At 67.6% G+C, this 21,445-nt stretch carries 20 protein-coding genes and 2 riboswitches; of the genes, 9 read left to right on the top strand and 11 right to left on the bottom strand.

Features of this window, described 5'->3' with window-relative positions; genetic code table 11:
- Positions 1-28 precede the first annotated feature (28 nt).
- Positions 29-400 (top strand): BlaI/MecI/CopY family transcriptional regulator, encoded by a 372-nt coding sequence (locus ACKN61_RS19510; protein WP_408950862.1) that lies wholly within the window; start codon positions 29-31, stop codon positions 398-400.
- Between the two features lie 78 nt (positions 401-478).
- Positions 479-1,663, top strand: a complete 1,185-nt coding sequence (locus ACKN61_RS19505; RefSeq protein ID WP_408950861.1) for a M56 family metallopeptidase — start codon at positions 479-481, stop codon at positions 1,661-1,663.
- A gap of 66 nt (positions 1,664-1,729) precedes the next feature.
- Here the strand turns inward: ACKN61_RS19505 and ACKN61_RS19500 are convergent, their stop codons facing one another.
- From ACKN61_RS19500 to ACKN61_RS19475, 6 genes are all read right to left on the bottom strand, one after another.
- On the bottom strand, positions 1,730-2,410 hold the full coding sequence (locus ACKN61_RS19500; RefSeq protein WP_408950860.1) for a molybdenum ABC transporter ATP-binding protein: 681 nt from the start codon (positions 2,408-2,410) through the stop codon (positions 1,730-1,732).
- Positions 2,407-3,099 carry a molybdate ABC transporter permease subunit gene (modB, locus tag ACKN61_RS19495; protein ID WP_031372611.1) on the bottom strand — a complete coding sequence of 231 codons (693 nt, stop codon included), beginning with the start codon at positions 3,097-3,099 and terminating at the stop codon, positions 2,407-2,409. Before modB ends, ACKN61_RS19500 begins: the two co-directional genes overlap by 4 nt.
- A gap of 10 nt (positions 3,100-3,109) precedes the next feature.
- Positions 3,110-3,904, bottom strand: a complete 795-nt coding sequence (gene modA, locus ACKN61_RS19490) for a molybdate ABC transporter substrate-binding protein (protein ID WP_408950859.1) — start codon at positions 3,902-3,904, stop codon at positions 3,110-3,112.
- A gap of 57 nt (positions 3,905-3,961) precedes the next feature.
- Positions 3,962-4,849: an MBL fold metallo-hydrolase gene (locus ACKN61_RS19485; RefSeq protein ID WP_408950858.1), complete on the bottom strand. Its 888-nt coding sequence runs from the start codon at positions 4,847-4,849 to the stop codon at positions 3,962-3,964.
- An 88-nt stretch (positions 4,850-4,937) separates the two neighbouring features.
- Positions 4,938-5,783 carry a S1/P1 nuclease gene (locus ACKN61_RS19480; protein WP_408950857.1) on the bottom strand — a complete coding sequence of 282 codons (846 nt, stop codon included), beginning with the start codon at positions 5,781-5,783 and terminating at the stop codon, positions 4,938-4,940.
- A 210-nt stretch (positions 5,784-5,993) separates the two neighbouring features.
- Complete coding sequence (locus ACKN61_RS19475) at positions 5,994-6,617, bottom strand: OmpW family protein (protein WP_031372607.1); 624 nt, start codon at positions 6,615-6,617, stop codon at positions 5,994-5,996.
- A 290-nt stretch (positions 6,618-6,907) separates the two neighbouring features.
- Here ACKN61_RS19475 and gap point away from each other — a divergent pair, with 290 nt between their 5' ends.
- From gap to ACKN61_RS19455, 4 genes are all read left to right on the top strand, one after another.
- Positions 6,908-7,912 (top strand): type I glyceraldehyde-3-phosphate dehydrogenase, encoded by a 1,005-nt coding sequence (gap, locus tag ACKN61_RS19470; protein ID WP_031372606.1) that lies wholly within the window; start codon positions 6,908-6,910, stop codon positions 7,910-7,912.
- A gap of 544 nt (positions 7,913-8,456) precedes the next feature.
- A complete protein-coding gene (locus tag ACKN61_RS19465; protein ID WP_408950856.1) occupies positions 8,457-9,320 on the top strand; it encodes a HEAT repeat domain-containing protein in 864 nt (287 codons plus the stop codon).
- Between the two features lie 17 nt (positions 9,321-9,337).
- Positions 9,338-10,249 carry a hypothetical protein gene (locus tag ACKN61_RS19460; RefSeq protein ID WP_408950855.1) on the top strand — a complete coding sequence of 304 codons (912 nt, stop codon included), beginning with the start codon at positions 9,338-9,340 and terminating at the stop codon, positions 10,247-10,249.
- 63 nt (positions 10,250-10,312) lie between these two features.
- Entirely contained in the window at positions 10,313-10,459 is a 147-nt protein-coding gene (locus tag ACKN61_RS19455) for a hypothetical protein (RefSeq protein WP_161786128.1), read from the top strand.
- 86 nt (positions 10,460-10,545) lie between these two features.
- On the opposite strand, the gene metE is transcribed toward ACKN61_RS19455, so the two are convergent.
- Positions 10,546-12,828, bottom strand: coding sequence for a 5-methyltetrahydropteroyltriglutamate--homocysteine S-methyltransferase (gene metE / locus ACKN61_RS19450; protein WP_408950854.1), 2,283 nt, complete (start codon positions 12,826-12,828; stop codon positions 10,546-10,548).
- A gap of 204 nt (positions 12,829-13,032) precedes the next feature.
- Positions 13,033-13,240, bottom strand: a riboswitch (cobalamin riboswitch).
- A gap of 20 nt (positions 13,241-13,260) precedes the next feature.
- Here metE and ACKN61_RS19445 point away from each other — a divergent pair.
- Positions 13,261-13,431 (top strand): hypothetical protein, encoded by a 171-nt coding sequence (locus ACKN61_RS19445; RefSeq protein ID WP_408950853.1) that lies wholly within the window; start codon positions 13,261-13,263, stop codon positions 13,429-13,431.
- A 233-nt stretch (positions 13,432-13,664) separates the two neighbouring features.
- Positions 13,665-14,684: a hypothetical protein gene (locus tag ACKN61_RS19440; RefSeq protein WP_408950852.1), complete on the top strand. Its 1,020-nt coding sequence runs from the start codon at positions 13,665-13,667 to the stop codon at positions 14,682-14,684.
- 36 nt (positions 14,685-14,720) lie between these two features.
- Here ACKN61_RS19440 and ACKN61_RS19435 read toward each other — a convergent pair whose 3' ends face one another.
- Positions 14,721-15,767 carry an aldo/keto reductase gene (locus ACKN61_RS19435; protein WP_408950851.1) on the bottom strand — a complete coding sequence of 349 codons (1,047 nt, stop codon included), beginning with the start codon at positions 15,765-15,767 and terminating at the stop codon, positions 14,721-14,723.
- A gap of 128 nt (positions 15,768-15,895) precedes the next feature.
- On the opposite strand from ACKN61_RS19435, the gene ACKN61_RS19430 reads away from it, so the two are divergent.
- Positions 15,896-16,627: a hypothetical protein gene (locus ACKN61_RS19430; RefSeq protein ID WP_408950850.1), complete on the top strand. Its 732-nt coding sequence runs from the start codon at positions 15,896-15,898 to the stop codon at positions 16,625-16,627.
- Positions 16,628-16,645: 18 nt separating this feature from the next.
- On the opposite strand, the gene ACKN61_RS19425 is transcribed toward ACKN61_RS19430, so the two are convergent.
- From ACKN61_RS19425 to ACKN61_RS19415, 3 genes are all read right to left on the bottom strand, one after another.
- Positions 16,646-17,017 carry an acyl-CoA thioesterase gene (locus tag ACKN61_RS19425; protein WP_408950849.1) on the bottom strand — a complete coding sequence of 124 codons (372 nt, stop codon included), beginning with the start codon at positions 17,015-17,017 and terminating at the stop codon, positions 16,646-16,648.
- A 169-nt stretch (positions 17,018-17,186) separates the two neighbouring features.
- Positions 17,187-18,206 carry a ribonucleotide-diphosphate reductase subunit beta gene (locus ACKN61_RS19420; RefSeq protein ID WP_408950848.1) on the bottom strand — a complete coding sequence of 340 codons (1,020 nt, stop codon included), beginning with the start codon at positions 18,204-18,206 and terminating at the stop codon, positions 17,187-17,189.
- A 185-nt stretch (positions 18,207-18,391) separates the two neighbouring features.
- Entirely contained in the window at positions 18,392-20,749 is a 2,358-nt protein-coding gene (locus ACKN61_RS19415) for a ribonucleoside-diphosphate reductase subunit alpha (protein ID WP_408953870.1), read from the bottom strand.
- A gap of 421 nt (positions 20,750-21,170) precedes the next feature.
- Positions 21,171-21,394: riboswitch (cobalamin riboswitch) on the bottom strand.
- Positions 21,395-21,445 lie beyond the last annotated feature (51 nt).

Genomic DNA, 21,445 nt, shown 5'->3' with positions numbered 1-21,445 from the left:
ATCTAAGGAAAAATTACGGATGTAAACGATGCAGATCAGCGAAGCCGAATCTCTCGTCATGGACGTGTTGTGGCGCCGTCACCCGCAGTCGGCCGAAGAGGTCATCGCCGCGCTCGCCGACAGTCAGCAATGGCAGGAAGCGACGATCAAGACCTTGCTCAACCGGCTGTTGAACAAGGGGGCGGTGCGCGCCGACAAGGACGGCCGCCGTTATCTGTACGCGCCGGTGCTCAAGCGCGAGGACTGGGTGATGGGCGAGAGCCGCAGCCTGCTGGACCGTTTGTTCGACGGCCGCGTCGCGCCCCTGGTCGCGCACTTCAGCGAGCAGCGCAAGCTCAGTCGCAAGGACATCGCCGATCTGCGCAAATTGCTCGACGAGCTCGACGATGACGCGCACTGACGTCGTTGGCAGGCGTGTCGCAGCAAGGCGCGGCGCTGCGAACGCAACGGCAATCCCCGGCGGTTTGGAGAGCGACTCATGATCATGGGCATGGAATGGACGACGTGGCTGATCGAAACCACGGTCGCGACGAGTCTGGCGGTGTTGTTCGTGTTGGCCGCGCGCCAGCCGCTGCGCCGCGCTTTCGGTGCCGCGATCGGCTATGCCGCCTGGGCACTGGTGCCGCTGCTGATGATCGCGGTGTTGCTGCCGACGGCAGGGCAAAGGCTGCCAGGGGCGGTCGCGGGCGCGAGCGCCGCACCGATCCTGCCGCCGTCGATGCAGGCGGCCGCGTCGTCCGATTTCGACCCGATGCCTTGGTTGCTCGCTGTCTGGCTTGCAGGCGCCATCGTCATGGCCGTAGCGACCTTAGGCCAGCAATGGCGCTTCCAGCGCGGGCTCGGCCGCGTCGCGCGCCGCGAGGACGGCCTCTATCAAGCCGAAACGATCCTGGGGTTGCCGGCGGCGTTCGGCCTGTTGCGGCCGCGCATCGTGGTGCAGCGCGATTTCGACACGCGCTACTCGATCGAACAGCAGGCCTTGATCCGCACCCACGAACGCAGCCACATCCGGCGCGGCGACCTGCACGTCAACGCCTTCGTCGCCCTGTTGCGTTGCGTTTATTGGTTCAACCCCCTGCTGCATTACGCCGTGCGCCGTTTCCGTCACGACCAGGAGCTGGCCTGCGATCTGCGCGTGCTCGCCCGGCATCCCCGCTCGCGGCGTACCTACGGCGAAGCGATGTTGAAAACCCTGCTGGCGGCGAACCCTTCGCCGTTGGCATGCCACTGGGCGCAAGCCCATCCTTTGAAGGAGAGAATTCTCATGCTCAAGCAACCTTTGCCCGCGGCCAAGCGCGTCGGGATCGGCGCCACCGTGCTCGGTCTGGTCGCCCTGGCCAGCGGCTTCGGCGTATGGGCCGGGCAACCCGCCGACGCGCCGAAGACCGAATCGGTCTATTTGCACTCGGTGCCCGGCGAACCGATGGTCTCCCTCGCGGCGACGGACGAAATGCCGCGCGAAGTCGCCGGTCGCATCGCCACCCAGGCCGGCCTGATCCTGACCAATCCGCAGGCGCTCGACGACAGCGGCAAAGGCGTCAGCCTGCAGGTCGATCGCATACCGGCGCGCAGTGCCCTGGAGCTTGTCGCCGGCAGTTCGGGCATGAAGCCGGTGTTCCAGGGCCGGTCGGTCACCTTCGTTCCGGTCGACGTCAAGCGCTGACGGCATCGCCGTCGACTCGAAGCATTCCTCCGAACGCTGCGCGCCAGTCTTGCGCACTCGACGCGCTCAGGCACCGACGGTGTGCACCTCGTCGGCGATGCGTCGCACTTCCTCGGGATAGTGGCTGACGTAGATCATCGGCAACGCGATCTCGTCGCGTACCCGCTGCAGATAAGGCAACAGCTCGTCGCGGCGGTTCATGTCCAGCATCGAAAGCGGCTCGTCCAGCAACAGGATGTGCGGCTGGGACAGCAGCGCGCGTCCCAGGGCGACGCGCTGGCTTTCGCCGCCGGACAGGCCGGCGGTATCGCGCTCGAGCAAGGGCGCGATGCCGAGCAAGTCGACGATGGCCTCGAAGGCGAAGCGCGGCGAGTGCCGCGCTTCGCCGTGCAGGCCGTACAACAGGTTGCGGCGCACGTTGAGGTGCGGAAACAGCCGCGCATCCTGGAACACGTAGCCGATGCGGCGGCGATGCACCGGCACGTCGATGCCGCGTTCGCTGTCGAACAGGCAGCGGCCGGCGATCTCGATGCGGCCGCGCTGCGGCCGCAGCAGCCCGGCCACCGCATACAACAGCGAGGTCTTGCCGGCGCCGGATTCGCCGACCAGGGCGATCACGCGATGACGGCTGCGAATATTGACGCTGCGTTCGAAGCTGCCGCGGCGCAGGCTGAAATCGAGGACGTGGATGTCGTCCGGGGGCGGATCGTCCGCGCTGCAGTCGCGATCGAGAATGGCATCGCTCATCGGTGGGTCTCGCGTCGCTGCCGCTGCACCAGCCACTCCGAGGCGAACACGGCGGCGAACGAAATCGCCACCGCGACCAGGGCCAGCCGCAGCACGCCGGACTCGCCGTCGGGTACCTGCATCAGCCCGTAGATCGCCGACGACAGGGTCTGGGTTTCGCCGGGGATGTTGGACACGAAGGTGATGGTGGCGCCGAACTCGCCGAGCGCCTTGGCGAACGACAGCACCGCGCCGGCGACCAGCCCGGGCCAGGCCAGCGGCAAGGTCACGCCGAAGAACACCCGCCAGCGGTTCGCGCCGAGGGTCGAGGCGGCCTGTTCGAGGCGGCGGTCGACCGCTTCGATCGACAGGCGGATCGCCCGCACCATCAACGGAAACCCCATGATCGCGCTGGCCAGGGCGGCGCCGGTCCAGCGGAAGGCGAAACTGAAATGGAAGTAGTCCGACAGGAAACGCCCGACCGCGCCTTGCGTGCCGAACAGGATCAACAAGGCGTAGCCGGTGACCACCGGCGGCAACACCAGCGGCAAATACAGCAAAGTGTCGAACAACAGCTTGCCGGGGAAGCGGGTGCGCGCCAGCAGCCAGCCCATCGCGATGCCGAGCGGCAGGCTGCCCAGGGTCGCAACCGTGGCGACCTTGAGGCTGAGCGCGATCGCGGTCAGTTCGGCCGGGCTGAAGTCGAACATCGTCGCGCGGTCAGTCCAGGGTCGCGAAACCGTGGCGGCGGAAGATCGCCGCCGCGGCCGGGCTCTTCAGCCACTGCGCGAACGCTGCCGCACGCGGATGCCGGCTGCCGCTGACGCGGGCGACCGGGTACACGATCGGCGGATGGCTGTCGGCCGGGAAGGTCGCGAGCACGCGCACCTTCGGTTCGGCGCGGGCGTCGCTGGCGTAGACCACGCCGAGCGGGGCTTCGCCGCGCGCGACCAGCATCAGCGCGGCGCGTACGTTCTCGGCCTCGGCGACCTTGGGCTGCAGCGCGGTCCACACGCCGAGCGAGGTGAACGCCGCGCGCGCGTACTTGCCGGCCGGCACGCTGTTGGTCAGGGCCAGGGCGATGCGGCCGTTGCCGAGCAGCGGCCGCAGGTCGACGCCGGGCTTGAGCGCGACCGGCTTGGCGGTACTGGCCCGGGCGGCGATCAACACCAGGCGGTTGCCGAGCAGGTTGCGGCGGCTGCCGGCGTCGATGAGCTTGCGTTGCTGCAGGTAATCCATCCAGTCCAGGTCGGCCGAGAGGAAGACGTCGGCCGGCGCGCCCTGTTCGATCTGGCGGGCGAGCGCGGAGCTGGCGGCGTAGGACACCCGCACCGATTGCGCGCTGGCCTGGGTGTACGCGGCCGCGGCTTCGTCGAGCGATTCCTTCAGGCTGGCGGCGGCGAACACCGTGATCGGTGCGGCCTCGGGCCTCGGCGCGGCGTACGCCGAAGCGGCCGCGAAAACCGCGGCGAGCGTGCACAAGGCGCCCAGCCAGCGGCGGCGGATCGGGTTCATTGCGGACCTGTCGGGTGTGAGTCAGGACGAGAGTAGCGCGAAGCCGGCTGAGTCGCCTCAGAACCGGTCGAGCGGAAGTTTCAGGTAACGCACGCCGTTGGCCTCGGGCTCGGGCAGGGCGCCGGCGCGAAGGTTGACCTGCAGCGCCGACAGGATCAGCGCCGGCATCTGCAGCCCGGCGTCGCGCTGCTCGCGCAAGGCGACGAACTCGGCTTCGCCGGTGCCGGCGCGCACGTGGATGTTGCTGCGCTTCTGTTCGCCGAGCGTGGTTTCGCAGGCCGGCTCGCGTTCGGGCTTGCCGTAGTCGTGGCAGACGAAGACGCGGGTGGCGTCGGGCAGCCGATACAGCGTTTGTATCGACCGATACAGCATGGCGGCGCTGCCGCCGGGGAAGTCGCAGCGCGCGGTGCCGCTGTCGGGCAGGAACAGCGAGTCGCCGGTGAACAAGGCGTCGCCGATCAGATAGGCCAGGCTGTCGCGGGTGTGGCCGGGCACCGGGATGGCCCGCGCCTGCAGATCGCCGATGGCGAAACCTTCGTCGTCGGCGAACAGATGGTCGAAGGCGGCGTCGGTCTCGGTCTCGGCCAGGCCGAACAGCGGCGCGAACACACGCCGGACCTCGCCGATGCCGCGGCCGATCGCGATTCGCGGCGGCGTCGCGCCGCCGGCGGCGATGGCCTCGCGCAGGGCGTGGGCGGCGCTGAGGTGGTCGGCATGGGCATGGGTTTCGAGCAGCCAGTCGATGCGCAGCTCTCGGCGCGCGGCTTCGTCGAGCAAGGCTTGCGCGCTGCCCAGGCCGGTGCGGCCCGAGCGCGCGTCGTAGTCGAGCACCGGGTCGACGATGGCGGCCGCACGCGTCGCCGGGTCGGCGACCAGATACGACCAGGTCCCGGTTTCGCGATGATGGAACGGCACGACCTGCGGCGAGATGACCTGCGGCGACATACGGAACGCTCCTGGCGGCGACCCCGCTCGATGGGCGCGGGAGGGACGGACGCCGCCCCGTGACCAGGCCGGCAGGCGGCCGCTGCGCTCAGCGACGTGCGAGCGCGGCGTTGAGGACGCCGGCCAGGTGCGCGCCGCCGAGTCTCAGCTGAGTTTCCGCCACCGGGCGCCAGGTTTCCACATAGGCCGGTTCGAGTAGGTGGCCGCCGGGATAGAAGCCCGGCTGCAGCACGATCCGGCACGAGGCCTCGGCCCAGGCGGGCGAGGCCGGCGGCAGGCCGAGAGCGGTCGCGGCCGGCGCCGGGGTCTGCCGCAGATACTTGAGATAGGCCGTGTAGTCGCGCTTGCTCATCGACAGCATCTTGCTGTCCCACAGCGAGTGCAGGTTGGTGCCATAACCGTCGACGGGTTCCGGCTCGCCGCGAATCTGCAACTGGTAATCGTTGCCGCCCTTGTCGCGGCCGAAGCCGGCGTGCAGCGGCTGGTGCACGTCGCCGACGAAATGGACCACGAACTTCAGGGCCTGCAGGCGGTCGGCCTGGGGCCGGCTGCGGTCGGCGAGGATCGCGGTCTGGGTGCGGATCGCCTCGACCACGCAGTTGCCGCCGGGGCAATCGCGCGCTGCGTCGTAGCGGCAGTCGTCCTCGGCGAGGTTGACGTAATGCCACTTGGCGCTTTCCTTGCCGAGCTTGGGGTCGCTGTTGCGCAGGTCGTCGGCCCAATTGGCGATGCCGGGCAGGGACGGGTCGGCTTCGCCTTTGAGCATCTTGGCGATTTCGGCGCGTACGTCCGGACGCAGATCGTCCCAGGCCAGCGCCGCGACGAGGCGATGCCCCTGCGGACCCCAGGCCAGACTGTTGAGCGGCAGCAGAAGCAGCAGCGCCGAATAGCGGCGCAGCGATTTGGAGAACGAACGCGCACGGATGGAGGTCATGTCGTCCACTTTACCGGAGCCGTGCATCGACTCCGCTGTCCGAACCTGGCGGCGCGCGGTCGGCCGGAACCGGCACGCGCAAACGGCGATGCGGTCCGCATTCGCTTGGCGGATGGGCGTGCCGCACGAGTGCGGCAACAATCGCAGGATCGGCCGTGCGGCGATCGCGGCCGGCCGCGCCCGCCGCGATCGCCGATGCGGATCGTCCGCTTAGAACTTCATCACGTAGGCCAGACCGAACACGGTCGGGTCGATGGTGGCCTTGCCGATCTTCTGGTCGTTCAGCTCGACATCGGTCTGGATGTCCATCCAGCGCGCATCCACGCGGATCGAGCTGCGCTCGGTCAGGATGAAGTCGACGCCGACATGGGCCGCCACGCCGACCGAGTCGTCGAGCTTGAGGCGGGTGCCGCGCAATGCGCCGGTGGTCTTCTCGCTGAAGAAGGTCGTGTAGTTGACGCCCAGGCCGACGAAGGGCGAGACCACGCCGCGGCTGTTCCAGTGGTACTGCAGCGAAAACGTCGGCGGCAGGTGCTTGGTCGTGCCGACCTTGCCGACGCCCTTGATATCGATGTCGTGCTTGAACGGCGTGGCCGCCAGCACTTCGATGCCGAGGTTGTCGCGGATGAAGTACTCGAAGGTGATGGTGGGCTGGACGTTGTCGCCGATTTCCAGCTCGGCCGCTCCGCCCAGCACGCTGCCGTTGTCGGACTTCGGATTGACCTGGTGAGCGCCGATACCCAGGGTGAAGTTGCCGGTCTGCTGGGCGAGGGCGGGCTGGGCCGCGCAGGCCAGGGTGGCGGCGAGGACGCCGCCGATCAGTCGCTGATTCATTCCTTGAGTCCCCTGTGAGGTCGTGAAGAGACCGATTTTGCAGGTTTGCTGAACAGGAGTCTGTCCGCACCGCACTCTAAATACGCCGGAGAGCGGCAAACCTAGACCTACGTTCCATTCTTGTTGCTATGTGCCGCGGAAATGGCCTTAAAGCCGCTGCGGACGCGGTCAAGGGCCGCCATAGGCCGCGACGAGCCATCCATGGGGGCCGGACTGCGACCCAGCCCCTGCCTTGCTAGAATGGGAGTTTCCCCACTTGACCCGCCCGGGCGGCTGCAGGAGTTACCTCAATGACGATCAAGGTAGGCATCAACGGCTTCGGCCGCATCGGACGCAACGTCCTGCGCGCGGCCGTGCAGAATTTCGGCAACGACATCGAAATCGTCGCCATCAACGATCTGCTCGAGCCCGACTACCTGGCCTACATGCTGCAGTACGACTCGGTCCACGGCCGTTTCAAGGGCGAGGTCAAGGTCGAAGGCAACACCCTGATCGTCAACGGCAAGAAGATCCGCCTGACCCAGGAACGCGACCCGGCCAACCTCAAGTGGGACGAGGTCGGCGCCGAAGTCGTGATCGAATCGACCGGCCTGTTCCTCGACAAGGTCACCGCGCAGAAGCATCTCGATGCCGGTGCCAAGAAGGTCGTGCTGTCGGCGCCGTCGAAGGACGACACGCCGATGTTCGTCTATGGCGTCAACGACAAGACCTACAAGGGCGAGACGATCGTCTCGAACGCCTCGTGCACCACCAACTGCCTCGCGCCGCTGGCCAAGGTGATCAACGACAAGTGGGGCATCAAGCGTGGCCTGATGACCACCGTACACGCCGCCACCGCGACCCAGAAGACCGTCGACGGCCCGAGCAACAAGGACTGGCGCGGCGGCCGCGGCATCCTGGAGAACATCATTCCGTCGAGCACCGGTGCGGCCAAGGCCGTCGGCGTGGTGATCCCGGAGCTCAACAAGAAGCTCACCGGCATGTCGTTCCGAGTGCCGACCTCGGACGTGTCGGTGGTCGACCTGACCGTCGAACTGGTCAAGGAAGCGACCTATGCCGAGATCTGCGCGGAAATGAAGGCGCAGAGCGAAGGCGCGCTGAAGGGCGTGCTGGGCTACACCGAAGACAAGGTCGTGGCGACCGACTTCCGCGGCGACGCGCGCACCTCGATCTTCGACGCCGAAGCCGGCATCGCGCTGGACGGTACCTTCGTCAAGCTGGTGAGCTGGTACGACAACGAATGGGGCTACTCGAACAAGTGCCTGGAAATGGTCAAGGTCGTCGCCGGCAAGTAAGCGGCGGTTATCCTGAGCGACGAAAAGCCCCGCGATTGCGGGGCTTTTTTGTTGGGCGGGGTTTGTGGAAGAGGCGGCCGGGACATCCGTCATTCCGGCCTGGCCAGAACTCTGCTTGATGTGGGCTCGTTCTGATCTCGGGTTGCATGGCGGCGGCGTGCGCCGCAAAAAGCAAATCCCCCCTGGCCCCCCTTTTTCAAAGGGTGGAACTGATTCGAAGCTTGCGTGGCGCGGGCGAGGTGGACGGATTCGTAGATTGCGGGCGTTAGGTGGCCGGAATGAAAGCGTAATTACGTAGCGACGACGCATCGGTTCGCGGCGGTCGACGCATCGATCGAGTTGTGACCGGCGTCGCCTGTGCATCGCTGCGTTTGCGACGGCTTGTCGCTAGGATCGCAACACGTGGTCCGGGGAGCGGTTGGACCACGATCCTCCGCGACGCGCGATCGTCGCCAGGCCGTGACCCATTCCGAATGGCTGGGCACGGCGGCCGCAGGACGCGGAAGGTTTCGCTGGATCGAACTCACAACTCAAGGAAGGATGCATGGATGCACAATCGCGCTCTTTAGCCGATTCCAGATTCGCGCGCTTCAAGCATGCCGTCGACCGGCGCGTCGGCGAGCGCGGCATCGCCGGCATCGTCGATATGCAGGCGGACCTGCAGACTCTGCTGCAATCGGGCGCCATCGCCGCGCGCTTGCGCCAGGAGCTGTCCGATCTGCTCGGCGACGGCGAACAGGCGCTGTTGTGGGAAAACTGGAACCGCGGCGGCCTGTGGAGCCGGCACGGCGTGTTCCTGATGTCGGGCGAGGGCTGGTCGCTGCACCTGTCGCGCTACTTCAGCTCGTCCAGCGGCATCTTCACCCTGTCGCAGTACGCCTGCATCGGCGTCGCCGCCGGCGCCATCGAGCTGAGCACCTACGCCACCGGCGAGAGCTTCCGCAACGCCTACTTCGAACGCGAGCAGAGCGTGCAGCTCAACCGCCGCATCGAACTGGCCAGCGGCGAGGCCGCGGCGCTGGGCGTGGACGATGCCGCGTTCAAGGTCGACGTGCGGCAACCGACCATCGTGGTGTTGTTGCTCTCGCAAAGCGCGGTCGATCTGCAATGGCGCTTCGACCCCGAGACGCTGCGTGCCGACAGCTGCATTTCCGCGCGCCTGAGCGACTCCGAACTGGTCTGCATCGGCCAGACCCTGGCCACTATCGACGCGGAGCAGGCGCCGCAGGCCTTGCTCGAACTGAGCCGGCACCCGCGCCATTTCGTGCGCTGGTCGGCCATTCGACTGCTCGGCAAGGTCGATCCGCAGGCCGCGCTGGAGCGTTTGCGCGATGCCGTCGACGACGAGCACGACGACATCCGCCGGGCCGCGACGCGTTCGCTCGCCGCCCTGACCCCGACCGCCTGACCGCTAAGGACACCGCCATGGCCTACACCTTGAATGCCGCCGCGACCACGGTGGCCAGCGAAGAAGAGCTGTTCGATTTCATCTTCAGCCGGGTCGATACGCTCGACCCGGACAGCATCGCCGAAGCCGCGCCGGTGCTCGCCGCCTACGCCAACGACCCGGCCCTGGTCGCGCGCACCATGGCGCGGTCGCTGCGTTCGATCCTCGACGGCGAGCCGCCGCCGTTCGTCGCCCCGCAGTGCTATGTGATCGCGCGGCGCAAGCACGTGATGATCCGCGCCAACGTGTGGTCGCCGCTGAAGCAGACCGGCGCCTTGCGCAAGAACGAGGAGCGCGCGTACTCGTACGACACCGCCCACGACCACAACTTCCATTTCCTCACCGTCGGTTATTTCGGCTCGGGCTATCGCACCCACATCGCCGAGATCGACCCGGGAGAACTGACCGGCGCCATCGGCGACAGCGCGCGCATCCTGGATTCGGAGGTCACGACCCTGCCCAAGGGCAAGATCATGCTCTACCGCGCTCATCGCGATGTGCATCGGCAGGCGCCGCCGGACGAGTTGTCGATCTCGTTGAACGTGTTGTTCAACAATCAGAGCCAGATCGCCAAGTGCCAGTACAACTTCGTGTTCGAACAGGAATTAGGGGAAGAGCGCGCGCGCATCCTCAGTTACACCTCGGCGAGCATCCACAGCCGCTTGTCGATGTTGGCGGAGATGGCGGTGCTGGTCGGCGGCGACGAACTCACGCCGCTGTTCGCCGACGTGGTCGACTCGACGGTGCTGCCGCCGCGCATGCGCCTGATGTGCCTGGACGGCCTGCGCGAGGATCGCGACGCTTATCGCGGCGCGCTCGAGCGCTTGTACGCCGACGATTGCGCGATGGTCCGCGACCATGCGAGCAAGGTGCTGCAGACGCTGCAATGAATCTGCGCGGCGTCGCCGGCGCGTCGCGGGATGCCATCAGGCCGGCGAATCAGGAGCAACTCTATGGAAGGTAGTCTGCAAATCCAGGATCTGGATTACGAAGTCGCACCGTTCAGCGTGTCCGGCGCCGACGTCGGCGCGATCGTGCGCTCGGTGGAAAGCTCCGGCCAGCCGGAGCAGTGGAACGTGCTGGCCTACGACGTGATGTAAGGCAAGCGCCCCTTCCGCACTCCGGAAGGGGCATCGTCGGCGGCGCGAAAGCGCCCCCGACGGTTCCGTTCAGTCGGCCGCCATGCTCACTCGACTTCGGCGGCGACCTGCTCGCGCAGGCCGCGCGCCGACTGCACCATCGCCCGCAGGGCCGAGCGCACTTCCGGCCAACCGCGGGTCTTCAGACCGCAGTCCGGGTTGACCCACAACTGCGCCGGATCGAGCACATCCAGAGCCTTGTCGAGCAAGTCGCGCATCTCGGTCTCGATGGGCACGCGCGGCGAGTGGATGTCGTAGACGCCCGGGCCGATGCCGTTCGGATAGCGATAGCGCACGAACGCGTCCAGCAGCTCCATGCGCGAACGCGAGGTTTCGATCGAGATCACGTCGGCGTCGAGCGCGGCCACCGCCTCGATGATGTCGTTGAACTCGGCGTAGCACATGTGGGTGTGGATCTGGGTCGCGTCGCCGACGCCGCTGGCGGCGAGGCGGAAGCTTTCCCCGGCCCAGGCCAGGTAGGCCGGCCAGTCGGCGCGGCGCAGCGGCAGGCCTTCGCGCAGGGCCGGTTCGTCGATCTGGACGATGGCGATGCCGGCCGCTTCCAGGTCCAGCACTTCCTGGCGCAGGGCCAGGGCGATCTGGCGGCAGCTGTCGGCGCGCGGTTGGTCGTCGCGGACGAAGGACCACTGCAGGATCGTCACCGGTCCGGTCAGCATGCCTTTGACCGGCCGCTGGGTTTGCGCCTGCGCGTAACGGGTCCAGTCGACGGTCATCGCCTGCGGCCGGACCACGTCGCCGAACAGCACCGGCGGCTTGACGCAACGCGAGCCGTAGCTCTGCACCCAGCCGTGGGCGGTGAAGGCGAAACCGTCGAGCTGCTCGCCGAAGTACTCGACCATGTCGTTGCGTTCGAACTCGCCGTGCACCAGCACGTCGATGCCCAGCGCTTCCTGCTCGCGCAGGCACAGCTTGGTCTCGTTCTCCAGGAAGGTCCGGTAGGCTGCGTCGTCGATCTTGCCGGCCTTGTGCTCGGCGCGCGCGCGTCGCACTTCGGCGGTCTGCGGGAACGAGCCGATGGTGGTGGTCGGGAACAGCGGCAGGCCGAGACGCTGCGCCTGCACCTTCGCGCGTTGCGGGTAGGGCGAGGCGCGCCGGGTCATGGCCGGTTCGACCGCGGCCAAGCGCTTGCGCACCTCGGCATTGCGCAGCAACGGCGAGGCCAGGCGCGCAGCGCGCGCGCTGGCGGCGGTGGCGAGGTCGCGGTTGGCGTCGGCGCTGCCGGTGAGGGCATCGGCGAGCAGGCGCAGTTCCTCGATCTTCTGCCGCGCATAGGCCATCCAGTGACGCAGCGGTGCGGGCAGCTTGCGTTCCAGTTCCAGGTCGGTCGGCACGTGCAACAGCGAGCACGACGGCGCCAGCCATTGCGCGCGATCGCCGGCGCGGCGGGCCAGGCTCAGTGCGGCGTCGAGATCGGCGCGCCAGATGTTGCGGCCGTCGACCACGCCGAGACTGAGCACGCGGTCGTCCGGCAACAGCGGCAGCACGCTTTCCAACTGCTGCGGCGCGCGCACCAGGTCGACGTGCAGGCCTTGCACCGGCAGGCGCGCGGCGAGGGCGGCGTTGTCGCCGAGGCCGCCGAAGTAGGTCGTCAGCAGGCGCTGCGGCGCGTCGGCTTCGGCCAGGGCCGCATAAGCGCGGCGATAGGCGTCGCGGTCGTCGTCGTCGAGGTCGAGCACCAGGGCCGGCTCATCGAGTTGGACCCAGTCGGCACCCGCCGCCTTGAGCTTGCCGAGCAATTCGGCATAGGCCGGCAGCAGGGCATCGAGCAACTCGCGCGGGTCGCCGCCGTCGCTGCGCTTGCCGAGCTTGAGGAAGGACACCGGGCCGAGCAGCACCGGCCGCGCCTGGATGCCGAGCGCGCGCGCCTGGGCCAGTTCGGCCAGGGGCTTGTCGCCGCGCAGCACGAAACGCTGATCGCGTTCGAACTGAGGCACCAGATAGTGGTAGTTAGTGTCGAACCACTTGGTCATCTCCAGCGCGTGCAGGTCGCGACGGCCGTCCTGCAGGCCGCGGGCGAGGGCGAAGTACCCGGTCAGCGGGTTTTCCTCGTAGACCTCGCGGTACGGCGCGGGGATCGCGTCGAACAGAACGGCGGTATCGAGGACGTGGTCGTAAAGGGAGAAATCGTTGCACGGCACGACGTCGGCGCCGGCCTGCCGCGCCAGTTGCCAATGGCGTTCGCGCAGGCCGTGGGCGGTGTCGTGCAGCGCCTGGGCCGGCGTGTCGCCTTTCCAGAACGATTCGAGGGCCAGCTTGAGCTCGCGCCGCGCGCCTATGCGCGGGAAGCCGAGATGGGTGACGCTGATCATGATGATTACCTGCGATGCGTGGGCATGGCGCAGGGCAACGAAGGAGACCACGGCTGCGCCGGCCCGACGCTCGCGCGCCCGGCTTCGCCGCAACCCTTGGTGTCGACCTTCGCCCCCGCGGGCGAACCGGCGCGCACGATGCGGCCCGCGCCGGGACGGGCCCGGACGCAGCGCCGACGCCTTGCGGGCCGGAGTCGGACGGAAGGCGAGCCTTCCGGTCATGGCAGGTCTTCGGGCTTGGGGCATGGAGCACGAGGCGCCTCCTACTGTCCGTCGCTTCCCGGGATCGCTCCCAGTGCCTGACGAAGTTCGTTCCCTATACCGCTGCGGGGCAGCTCCGGAATTGGACGTGGCGTCCGCACCGGATTCCCTCTAACCGCCGCCGGTGCGAACCGGTGGCGATTTGTCACATCGCTTCATCTGCATGAAGCGATGTTCACCATCACGCCGCCAAGCTACGCAACGCGACCGGCGAAGTCAATCGCCGCGATCGCGATGCGTGGACCCGGTTTGCGATTTGTGGCCGCAGCCGGCGACGGCGCCGCGGCCGGGGTTTCCCCGGCTGCCGTTCATGCGCCGCCGACGATGATGTCGGCACGCTGACGGGCGCGAACGCCATGACCTCCTGCCGTTGAGCTTGGTGGGCCCTGGGGCTAACGTTGGTGCTGTGGCGACGATGCGCGGCGCGGGTCCAGGACGGCCCGCGCGATCCCGACTCCGATGGGTGGAACATGCTTTTCAGAAGGACGTTTGCGCTGACCTTGTGCCTGCTCGGACTGGCGGCTTGCGGGAGGGATTCCGCCGCGCCGCCGCCGGCCCGGTCCGAGCCGGTCACCATGGGCAGCCAGAACGAGTCGCCCAAGGTCGCCGCCGCGGACGCGTCGAGCGAGACCGACATCCTGCAAGGCACCTACTGGCCGCCGGCCAAGCTCGACGGCGGCGTGGCCAAGATCAGCTGCGAATACGACTACCCGCGTTTCGGCGACGGAAAACCGCTGACCGCGCTGGACTTCTTCAGCCTGGTCGACGCCTTGTCGCCGTGCCAGGCCAGCGGCGTGGTGCGCCTGCATTACCAGGGCAAGATCGGCGCCGGCTTCACCGCGCTGGTGCAGCGCGTCGCCGCCATGGCCACGCGCATGGAAATCCAGACCCGCATCCTCGACATCGACTCCAGCGGCGGCCACGTCGAGGAAGCGATCCGCGCCGGCGACTCGATCGCCGAGTCGGGCTGGGCGATCTGGGTGCGCGAGGATTCGGTCTGCCACAGCGCCTGTGTGTTGGTGTTGGCCGCCGGCGACACCCGCTCGATCGAAGGCAAGGTCGGCATCCACCGGCTGATGCGCGACCGCTCGACCGCGACCTCGCGCGCCGAACTCAGCCGCGAACTCAAGGCGATCAACCAGCAGGTCCGCGATTATCTGGAACGCAACGGCGTCGCCACCGGCGTCGCCGACCTGATGATGACCATCGCCAACCGCGACTTGCGCGTGCTCACCGAGGACGAGCTCAAGCAATTCGGCCTCGACGGCACCAACGCCGCCCAGGACGACCTCGACCGCATCCGCCTGACCCGCAAGTGCGGCGAGGACTTCGTCCGCCGCCGCGAGGCCTTCCGTCGCGATTTCGATGCCCAGTGCATGGCCACCGGCAAGAACTTCGCCTCCATGCCGGAGTGCGCGAAGGCCCTGCAGGAACAGTTCGGCTTCCCGGACGAGACCTGCCCCTCCGACAGCCCGGCCGATCTGTACGCCCGCGACCTTCGGCGCCTGCCGCTGCTGGACGACGAGGGCGCCGATGCCGACGCGCCGGCCACGGCGGGCGCGTCGAAGAGGCGTTCCAACAAGAGCGCCGAGTAACGGCCGTGCCCGCCGCGCGGGTTCGTCCGTCGGGGTTCACCAGCGGCGTTCGACCCGCGCGCCGCCGAACATCACCTGGCGGATGCCGGGCAGGGCCAGGAAATCGTGCGGGAAGCCGAGCCGAATCGCGCTGGCGTCGTCGAGCCGACGCTGTTGTGCGTCGCTGAATTCGATCTCGAGCGCGCCGAGGTTCTCCTGCAACTGCGCCAGGGTGCGTGCGCCGATCACCGGCGCCACCGCGCCGGGCCGGTGCAGCAACCAGGCCAGGGCGATCTGCGCCGGCGGCCGTTCGAGTTCGGCCGCGACCGCCTTGACCGTCTCGGCAATGGCGAGCGCGCGTTCGGTCAGGGCGCCGTTGCCGATCGCGACCGCGCGGCGGCCTTCGGCGTTGCCCGCATCGAGGTCGGCCTGCGTGTACTTGCCGGTCAACACGCCCGAGGCCAGCGGCGACCAGGCGGTGACGCCGAGCCCGAGTTCGGCCGCCATCGGCAGCAGTTCGCGCTCGCTGTCGCGCTGGGCCAGGCTGTATTCGGTCTGCAAAGCGATCAACGGCGACCAACCGCGCAGTTCGGCGATGGTCTGCAGGCGCGCGGCCTGCCAGGCCGGAAGGTCGGATACGCCGGCATACAAGACCTTGCCGGCGCGGACCAGGTCGTCGAAGCCGCGCATCACTTCCTCGACCGGCGTGGTCGCATCCCAGGCGTGCAGATACAGCAGGTCGATGTAATCGCTGCCGAGCCGGCGCAGGCTGGCCTCGACCGACTGGCGCAAATTCTTGCGGTGGTTGCCGCCGGCGTTGGGGTCGCCGGGATTCATGCACAGCGAAAACTTGGTCGCGATCACCAGCGCATCGCGGCGGCCGCGGGCGAATTCGCCGATCAGGCTTTCCGAGCTGCCGCCGGTATAGAGGTTGGCGGTGTCGATGAAGTTGCCGCCGCGTTCGAGGTAGGCGTCGAACACGCTGCGCGCTTCGTCGGCGTCGCTGCCCCAGCCCCAGTCGTTGCCGAAGGTCATCGTGCCGAGGCAGAGCGGGCTGACGCGCAGGCCGGAGCGGCCCAGGGTGCGGTAATCGTCCAGACGCATGTCGTGGTTCCATCGAGGGGGAGCCACGAGTCTAGGCAGCGCCGTGCCGGCGAAATATCCGCAACTTGCTTCCGCGCGCGCGCCGGGTAACCCTGATGTGGGCCGCGGCTTGCGGCGATGGAGCGCAGATGTCGAAGCAGGAAGCGAAGCCGAAGCCGAAACAGAAATCGAAGCAAGAAGCAGCCGCCGCCACGAAGGATCCCGTCAGCGAAGATTTCCCGGTGACGATGGCCGAATGGAAGGTCATGACCGTGATCGCGCTCGGGGTCGCGGCTACGGTCGCCCTGATCATGGCGATGGTGAGCCTGGTCGATGGGGGCGGGCCGGTCGCGGTGGAACCCAGCGGCTTGTGGCGGGCGTGGAACCTGTTGCTGATCGTCGGCCTGGCTTGTGGCGCTTATCGCCTGGCGCGTTGGCCGAGTTTGCGGCCTTGGCGCGTGCTGGCGGCCGGGCCCTTGCTGATGGTGCTGGTAGCGATGTGGATGGCGCTGGGTTGGTCGGTGGACCGTTACAACGCGCGTTGGGGACGCGAGGAGTGGGTGGTCGGCAAGACCGCCAACCTGCATTGGCAACAGCATTGGAGCAAGAACGGCGGCCCGAGCGTCACGGTGAGCTTCCGCTTCGAGCCGGAGGGCGCGGCCGCCGATGGCGCGGCCGTCGATGGTGCAGATCGCTCGCGCTACATCGAGACCTCGCAGCCCTTGTATTGGTCGCTGCAGCAGAAACCGCGCTTGGGGATGCGCCTGCGCCGCAGTTGGGCCGGCTTGTCGTATCGCGCGCTGGTGTTGTGCGAGCAGCCCAGCGGCGCCTGCACGGGCACGATCGTGCCTGAGCCGGAGACGCCCGGCACGGCGCCCTGAACGTCCTGGCCGCGCGCCTCAGCGCGCGAGCGGCGGTACCGGCGTGGGCTTGCCGTCGCTGTCGAGCGCGATCATGGTGAAGCGGCCGCGGGTGGCGAGTTGCGACTCGCCCGACAGCAGGTCTTCCTTATGCATCTCGACCTCGACCTGCATCGAGGTGCGGCCGGTCTCGACCACGCGCGCGATCAGCTCGACCAACGCGCCCTTGGGCACGGCGGTATGGAAGTCGATCTGCTCCGAACGCGCGGTGACCACCGTGCGACGGGCGTAGCGCGAGGCGGCGATGAAGGCGGCCTTGTCCATCCATGCCAGCGCCTGGCCGCCGAACAGCGTGCCCAGGTGGTTGGTGTGGTCGGGGAAGACGATCTCGGTCATGCGCGCTTCGGTCATGGGGAGCTCGGGGAGATTCAAGAGGCGACGTACTCGATGCGGCGATGCGGGATTGCAGCGCTGTACGCGATGCGGCGGCGCGCCCTCACCCCAACCCCTCTCCCGCAAGCAGGAGAGGGCTCAAGGGCGCGGAAGGCGCTTTAAGCGAAGCGGACCGTGCCGAACAGACTCAGAACGCTTCGTCGAAGGCGACTTCGCCCTGCACGCCGACCTGATAGGCCGAGACGCGGCGCTCGAAGAAGTTGGTCACTTCCTGCACGTCCTGCAGGTCCATGAAGGCGAAGGGGTTGGTCGAGCCGAAATGCTTGGGCATGCCGAGCTGGGCCATGCGCTGGTCGGCGCAATACTCCAGGTACTGGCGCATGTCCTTCAGCGACAGGCCGACCACGCCGCCGGACAGCACGTCGCGGGCGAACTGGTATTCGCATTCGACCGCTTCCTCGAACATCTTCACCACCTGCGCGCGCAGGTCGGCGTCGAACAGGTCGGGTTCTTCCTCGCGCGCGGTGCGGATGACTTCGAACGCGAACGCCATGTGGCAGCTCTCGTCGCGGAACACCCAGTTGGTGCCCGAGGCCAGACCGTTGAGCAGGCCGCGCGAACGCAGGTAATAGACATAGGCGAAGGCGGCGAAGAAGAACAGGCCTTCGATGCAGCCGGCGAAGCAGATCAGGTTGAGCAGGAACTGGCGGCGCTGATCGCGGGTTTCGATGCGCCGCAGGCCCTGGATCGAATCGATCCAGCGGAAGCAGAACTCGGCCTTGGCGCGGATCGAGGGGATGTTCTCGACCGCATCGAAGGCCTTGGCGCGCTCGTTCGGATCGGGCAGGTAGGTGTCGAGCAGGGTCAGGTAGAACTGCACGTGCAGCGCTTCCTCGTACAACTGCCGCGACAGGTACATGCGCGCTTCCGGCGCGTTGATGTGCTGGTACAGGTTCAGCACCAGGTTGTTGGAGACGATGCTGTCGCCGGTGGCGAAGAATGCGACCAGGCGTTCGATCAAATGCCGCTCGGCCGGGCCGAACTTGTGCTTGAGATCGTTGACGTCCTGGGAGAAATCGACTTCCTCGACGGTCCAGGTGTTGCGGATCGCATCGCGGTACATCTCGTAGAAGTGCGGATAGCGCATCGGCCGCAAAGTGAGATCGAAACCGGGGTCGAGGAGCAGGCGATTTGAATCGGTGGACATGGTGGTTCCTTGGATTACTGTCCCCTCCGAATGCGGGAGAGGTTGCTTATCCCTTCTCCTGCTTGCGGGAGAAGGTGCCCGGAGGGCGGATGAGGGCGCGCGAGGATCGTCGACTGCGCGAGCTGGGCGGTGCGGCGGCCCTCACCCCGGCCCTCTCCCGCAAGCGGGAGAGGGAGCAGAGCGGATTACTGGCAAGCCTCGCAAGACTCGGGATTTTCCAACGAGCACGCGATCGCCTCGCTGGCGCTGAACTCCACCGGCACGAGCTCCGGCTTCGGCGTCGCCGGTGCGCTGACCGTGGTCTTGGCGATCTTGGTGGCCGGGCGCGAACGCAGGTAATACGTGGTCTTCAGGCCCTTTTTCCAGGCGTACATGTACATCGAGCTGAGCTGGCCGATGTTCGGGCTTTCGATGAACAGGTTGAGCGACTGGCTCTGGTCGATATACGCGCCGCGCTCGGCGGCCATGTCGATCAGCGAGCGCATCGGCAGTTCCCAGGCGGTGCGATAGACCTGGCGCAGGGCGTCCGGCACTTCGGTCACCGACTGGATCGAGCCTTCGGCCATCTTGATCCGGTCGCGCATTTCCGCGGTCCACAGGCCGAGCTTCTTGAGCTCTTCGACCAGGTACTTGTTGACGACCAGGAAGTCGCCCGACAGGGTCTCGCGCTTGAACAGGTTCGACACCTGCGGCTCGATGCACTCGTAGCAGCCGGCGATCGAGGCGATGGTCGCGGTCGGCGCGATCGCGATCAGCAGCGAGTTGCGCAGGCCGTGCTCGGCGATGCGCTTGCGCAGGGCGTCCCAACGCTCGGGCTGCGACGGGGTCACGCCCCAGGCTTCGAACTGCAGCTCGCCGACCGAAGCGCGGGTGTCGGCGAAGGACGGGTGCTTGCCGTGTTCCATCGCCAGCTCGTTCGACGCCGACAGAGCGTGGAAGTAGATCGCCTCGGCGATCTCCTGGGCGAGCTTGCGCGCCGGTTCGGAGTCGAACGGCAGGCGCAGCTTGAAGAACACGTCCTGCAGGCCCATCGAGCCCAGGCCGACCGGGCGCCACTTGAGGTTGGCGCGGCGCGCGGTCTCGATCGGGTAGAAGTTCAGGTCGATCACGCGGTCGAGCTGGCGCACGGCTAGGCGCACGGTCTCGGCGAGCTTGTCGAAATCGAACGCGCCCTTGCCATCCTCGTACATCTCGACGTGGTGCGAGAGGTTGATCGAGCCCAGGTTGCAGACCGCGGTCTCGTCCTGCGAGGTGACCTCGAGGATTTCGGTGCACAGGTTGGACAGGTGGATGACGTTGCCGTCGCGCAGGGTCTGGTTGGAGGCGCGGTTGGACTTGTCCTTGAAGTTCATCCAGCCGTTGCCGGTCTGCGCCAGGGTGCGCATCATCCGGCCGTAGATGTCGCGCGCCTTGACCTTCTTGGTCGCCAGGCCGGCCGCTTCGGCGGCGTGATAGGCGCGGTCGAAGGCCTCGCCCCACAGGTCGGTCAGCTGCGGCACCTTGGACGGATCGAACAGCGACCAGTCGGCGTCGGCCTCGACGCGGCGCATGAATTCGTCGGGAATCCAGTTGGCGAGGTTGAGGTTGTGAGTGCGGCGCGCTTCGTCGCCGGTGTTGTCGCGCAGTTCGAGGAACTCCTCGACGTCGGCATGCCACGGCTCCAGGTAGACGCAGGCCGCGCCCTTGCGCTTGCCGCCCTGGTTGACCGCGGCGACCGAGGCATCGAGGGTCTTCAGCCACGGCACGATGCCGTTGCTGAGGCCGTTGGTCGAGCGGATCAGCGAACCGCGCGAACGGATGCGGGTGTAGCTCAGGCCGATGCCGCCGCTGAACTTGCTGAGCTTGGCCACGTCCATGTAGCGCTTGTAGATCGCTTCCAGCGAGTCGTCGGGCGAATCGAGCAGGAAGCAGCTCGACAGTTGCTCGTGGGTGGTGCCGGCGTTGAACAGGGTCGGCGAGCTCGGGATGTAGTCGAGCTGGGCCATGCGCCGGTACAGGGCGAGTGCGTCGCCGACGTCTTCGCTCAGCGCACAGGCGATGCGCAGGAAGAACTGCTGCGGGGTCTCGATGACGGTACGCGCGGTCGGATGGCGCAGCAGGTAGCGGTCGTACAGGGTGCGCAGGCCGAAGTAGTCGAACTTGGCGTCGAGGTTGCGGTCGATCGCGTCGTTGAGCTTGCGCGCATTGGCCTGGACGAAGTCGAGCAGACGCTGGTTGATCAGGCCCAGGTCGAAGCCGCGCTGGACCGACTGCGAGAACGCATGGATCTCGATGCCGGCGACTTCCTTCTCGATCACGCCGGCGAGCAGGCGCGCGGCGAGGCGGCCGTATTCGGGTTCTTCGGCGGTCAGCAGGGCGGCGGTGCGGATCGACAACTCGTCGAGTTCGCGCGTGGTCGCGCCGTCGTACAGGCCGGAGATGGTGCGGGTGGCCACGCGCATCGGGTCGACGGCGTACAGGTTCTCGCCGCTGCGGGTCACCGCGCGCACGATCTTGTTCAGGTCGACCGGCTCGCGGCGGCCGTTGCGCTTGGTCACGCTCATGGTCAGGTTGGCCGCGGGCGGGGTCAGCGCGAAGCCGGTATCGGCTTGCGGGTCGCGGGCGGGTTTGGCGGCAGTGTCGGCGGCGGGGGAGGCGGCGGACGATTCGGGTGCGAGCGTGGTCATGGCGTAACTCCGGGGCGTGGGTGCACGGGTCGCCGACCTTCCCGCGAAGGGCGACGCGCGGAGAACGCGGACGCGCCAGCGACGACCGGCCGCGCAGCGGCGTCGTCGATGGCACGGCCGAGCCCCCGCGGGCGCGGAACTCGGGAGCTTGCAGGCGAGGTGTCGCGCGGCCCGAGACGGGCGCATCCCGCGTCGGCGCGCGTGGCGGCGCCGCAACGGAACGAGCACGACGGCGGAGCCATCGTGCTGCGACACCGGCCGTCTTCCCCCGAAGACTCCTGGGCCGGTACCGCGCGGTGTGCAACGCGCGGCTGTCGGCAGGTCTTCGGGCTCGGGACACGACGACTCGCGTCTCCTACTGGCTACCGCTTCCCAGACGCGAGGCGCGTCCAGTGCTTGGTAGCGTTCGTTTCCCATACCGCTGCGGGGCAGCGCCGGCTTTGGACGTCGCGCTGGCTGCGTCCTTACCGGCTTCCCTATTGAGCCAATCTCGCGATCAGCACCGACGGGCACAACATAGTGTGGTTTATCGATTCCGTCAACGCGATATGTGGTGAACAAGCTGTGTATAGA

It is taken from the genome of Lysobacter sp. Hz25, assembly GCF_046097045.1.
GTDB classification, from domain to species: domain Bacteria; phylum Pseudomonadota; class Gammaproteobacteria; order Xanthomonadales; family Xanthomonadaceae; genus Lysobacter; species Lysobacter antibioticus_B.
This window is presented reverse-complemented; position numbering and strand designations above follow the sequence as displayed.

Coding starts and splice junctions, on each gene's coding strand:
- modA (WP_408950859.1), bottom strand. CDS start 3,904: ATGAACCCGATCCGCCGCCGCTGGCTGGGCGCCTTGTGCACGCTCGCC.
- ACKN61_RS19460 (WP_408950855.1), top strand. CDS start 9,338: ATGGCCTACACCTTGAATGCCGCCGCGACCACGGTGGCCAGCGAAGAA.
- ACKN61_RS19475 (WP_031372607.1), bottom strand. CDS start 6,617: ATGAATCAGCGACTGATCGGCGGCGTCCTCGCCGCCACCCTGGCCTGC.
- ACKN61_RS19455 (WP_161786128.1), top strand. CDS start 10,313: ATGGAAGGTAGTCTGCAAATCCAGGATCTGGATTACGAAGTCGCACCG.
- ACKN61_RS19480 (WP_408950857.1), bottom strand. CDS start 5,783: ATGACCTCCATCCGTGCGCGTTCGTTCTCCAAATCGCTGCGCCGCTAT.
- ACKN61_RS19430 (WP_408950850.1), top strand. CDS start 15,896: ATGTCGAAGCAGGAAGCGAAGCCGAAGCCGAAACAGAAATCGAAGCAA.
- ACKN61_RS19445 (WP_408950853.1), top strand. CDS start 13,261: ATGTTCACCATCACGCCGCCAAGCTACGCAACGCGACCGGCGAAGTCA.
- ACKN61_RS19505 (WP_408950861.1), top strand. CDS start 479: ATGATCATGGGCATGGAATGGACGACGTGGCTGATCGAAACCACGGTC.
- ACKN61_RS19485 (WP_408950858.1), bottom strand. CDS start 4,849: ATGTCGCCGCAGGTCATCTCGCCGCAGGTCGTGCCGTTCCATCATCGC.
- ACKN61_RS19465 (WP_408950856.1), top strand. CDS start 8,457: ATGGATGCACAATCGCGCTCTTTAGCCGATTCCAGATTCGCGCGCTTC.
- modB (WP_031372611.1), bottom strand. CDS start 3,099: ATGTTCGACTTCAGCCCGGCCGAACTGACCGCGATCGCGCTCAGCCTC.
- metE (WP_408950854.1), bottom strand. CDS start 12,828: ATGATCAGCGTCACCCATCTCGGCTTCCCGCGCATAGGCGCGCGGCGC.
- ACKN61_RS19420 (WP_408950848.1), bottom strand. CDS start 18,206: ATGTCCACCGATTCAAATCGCCTGCTCCTCGACCCCGGTTTCGATCTC.
- ACKN61_RS19500 (WP_408950860.1), bottom strand. CDS start 2,410: ATGAGCGATGCCATTCTCGATCGCGACTGCAGCGCGGACGATCCGCCC.
- ACKN61_RS19510 (WP_408950862.1), top strand. CDS start 29: ATGCAGATCAGCGAAGCCGAATCTCTCGTCATGGACGTGTTGTGGCGC.
- ACKN61_RS19435 (WP_408950851.1), bottom strand. CDS start 15,767: ATGCGTCTGGACGATTACCGCACCCTGGGCCGCTCCGGCCTGCGCGTC.
- ACKN61_RS19425 (WP_408950849.1), bottom strand. CDS start 17,017: ATGACCGAAGCGCGCATGACCGAGATCGTCTTCCCCGACCACACCAAC.
- gap (WP_031372606.1), top strand. CDS start 6,908: ATGACGATCAAGGTAGGCATCAACGGCTTCGGCCGCATCGGACGCAAC.
- ACKN61_RS19440 (WP_408950852.1), top strand. CDS start 13,665: ATGGGCAGCCAGAACGAGTCGCCCAAGGTCGCCGCCGCGGACGCGTCG.
- ACKN61_RS19415 (WP_408953870.1), bottom strand. CDS start 20,749: ATGAGCGTGACCAAGCGCAACGGCCGCCGCGAGCCGGTCGACCTGAAC.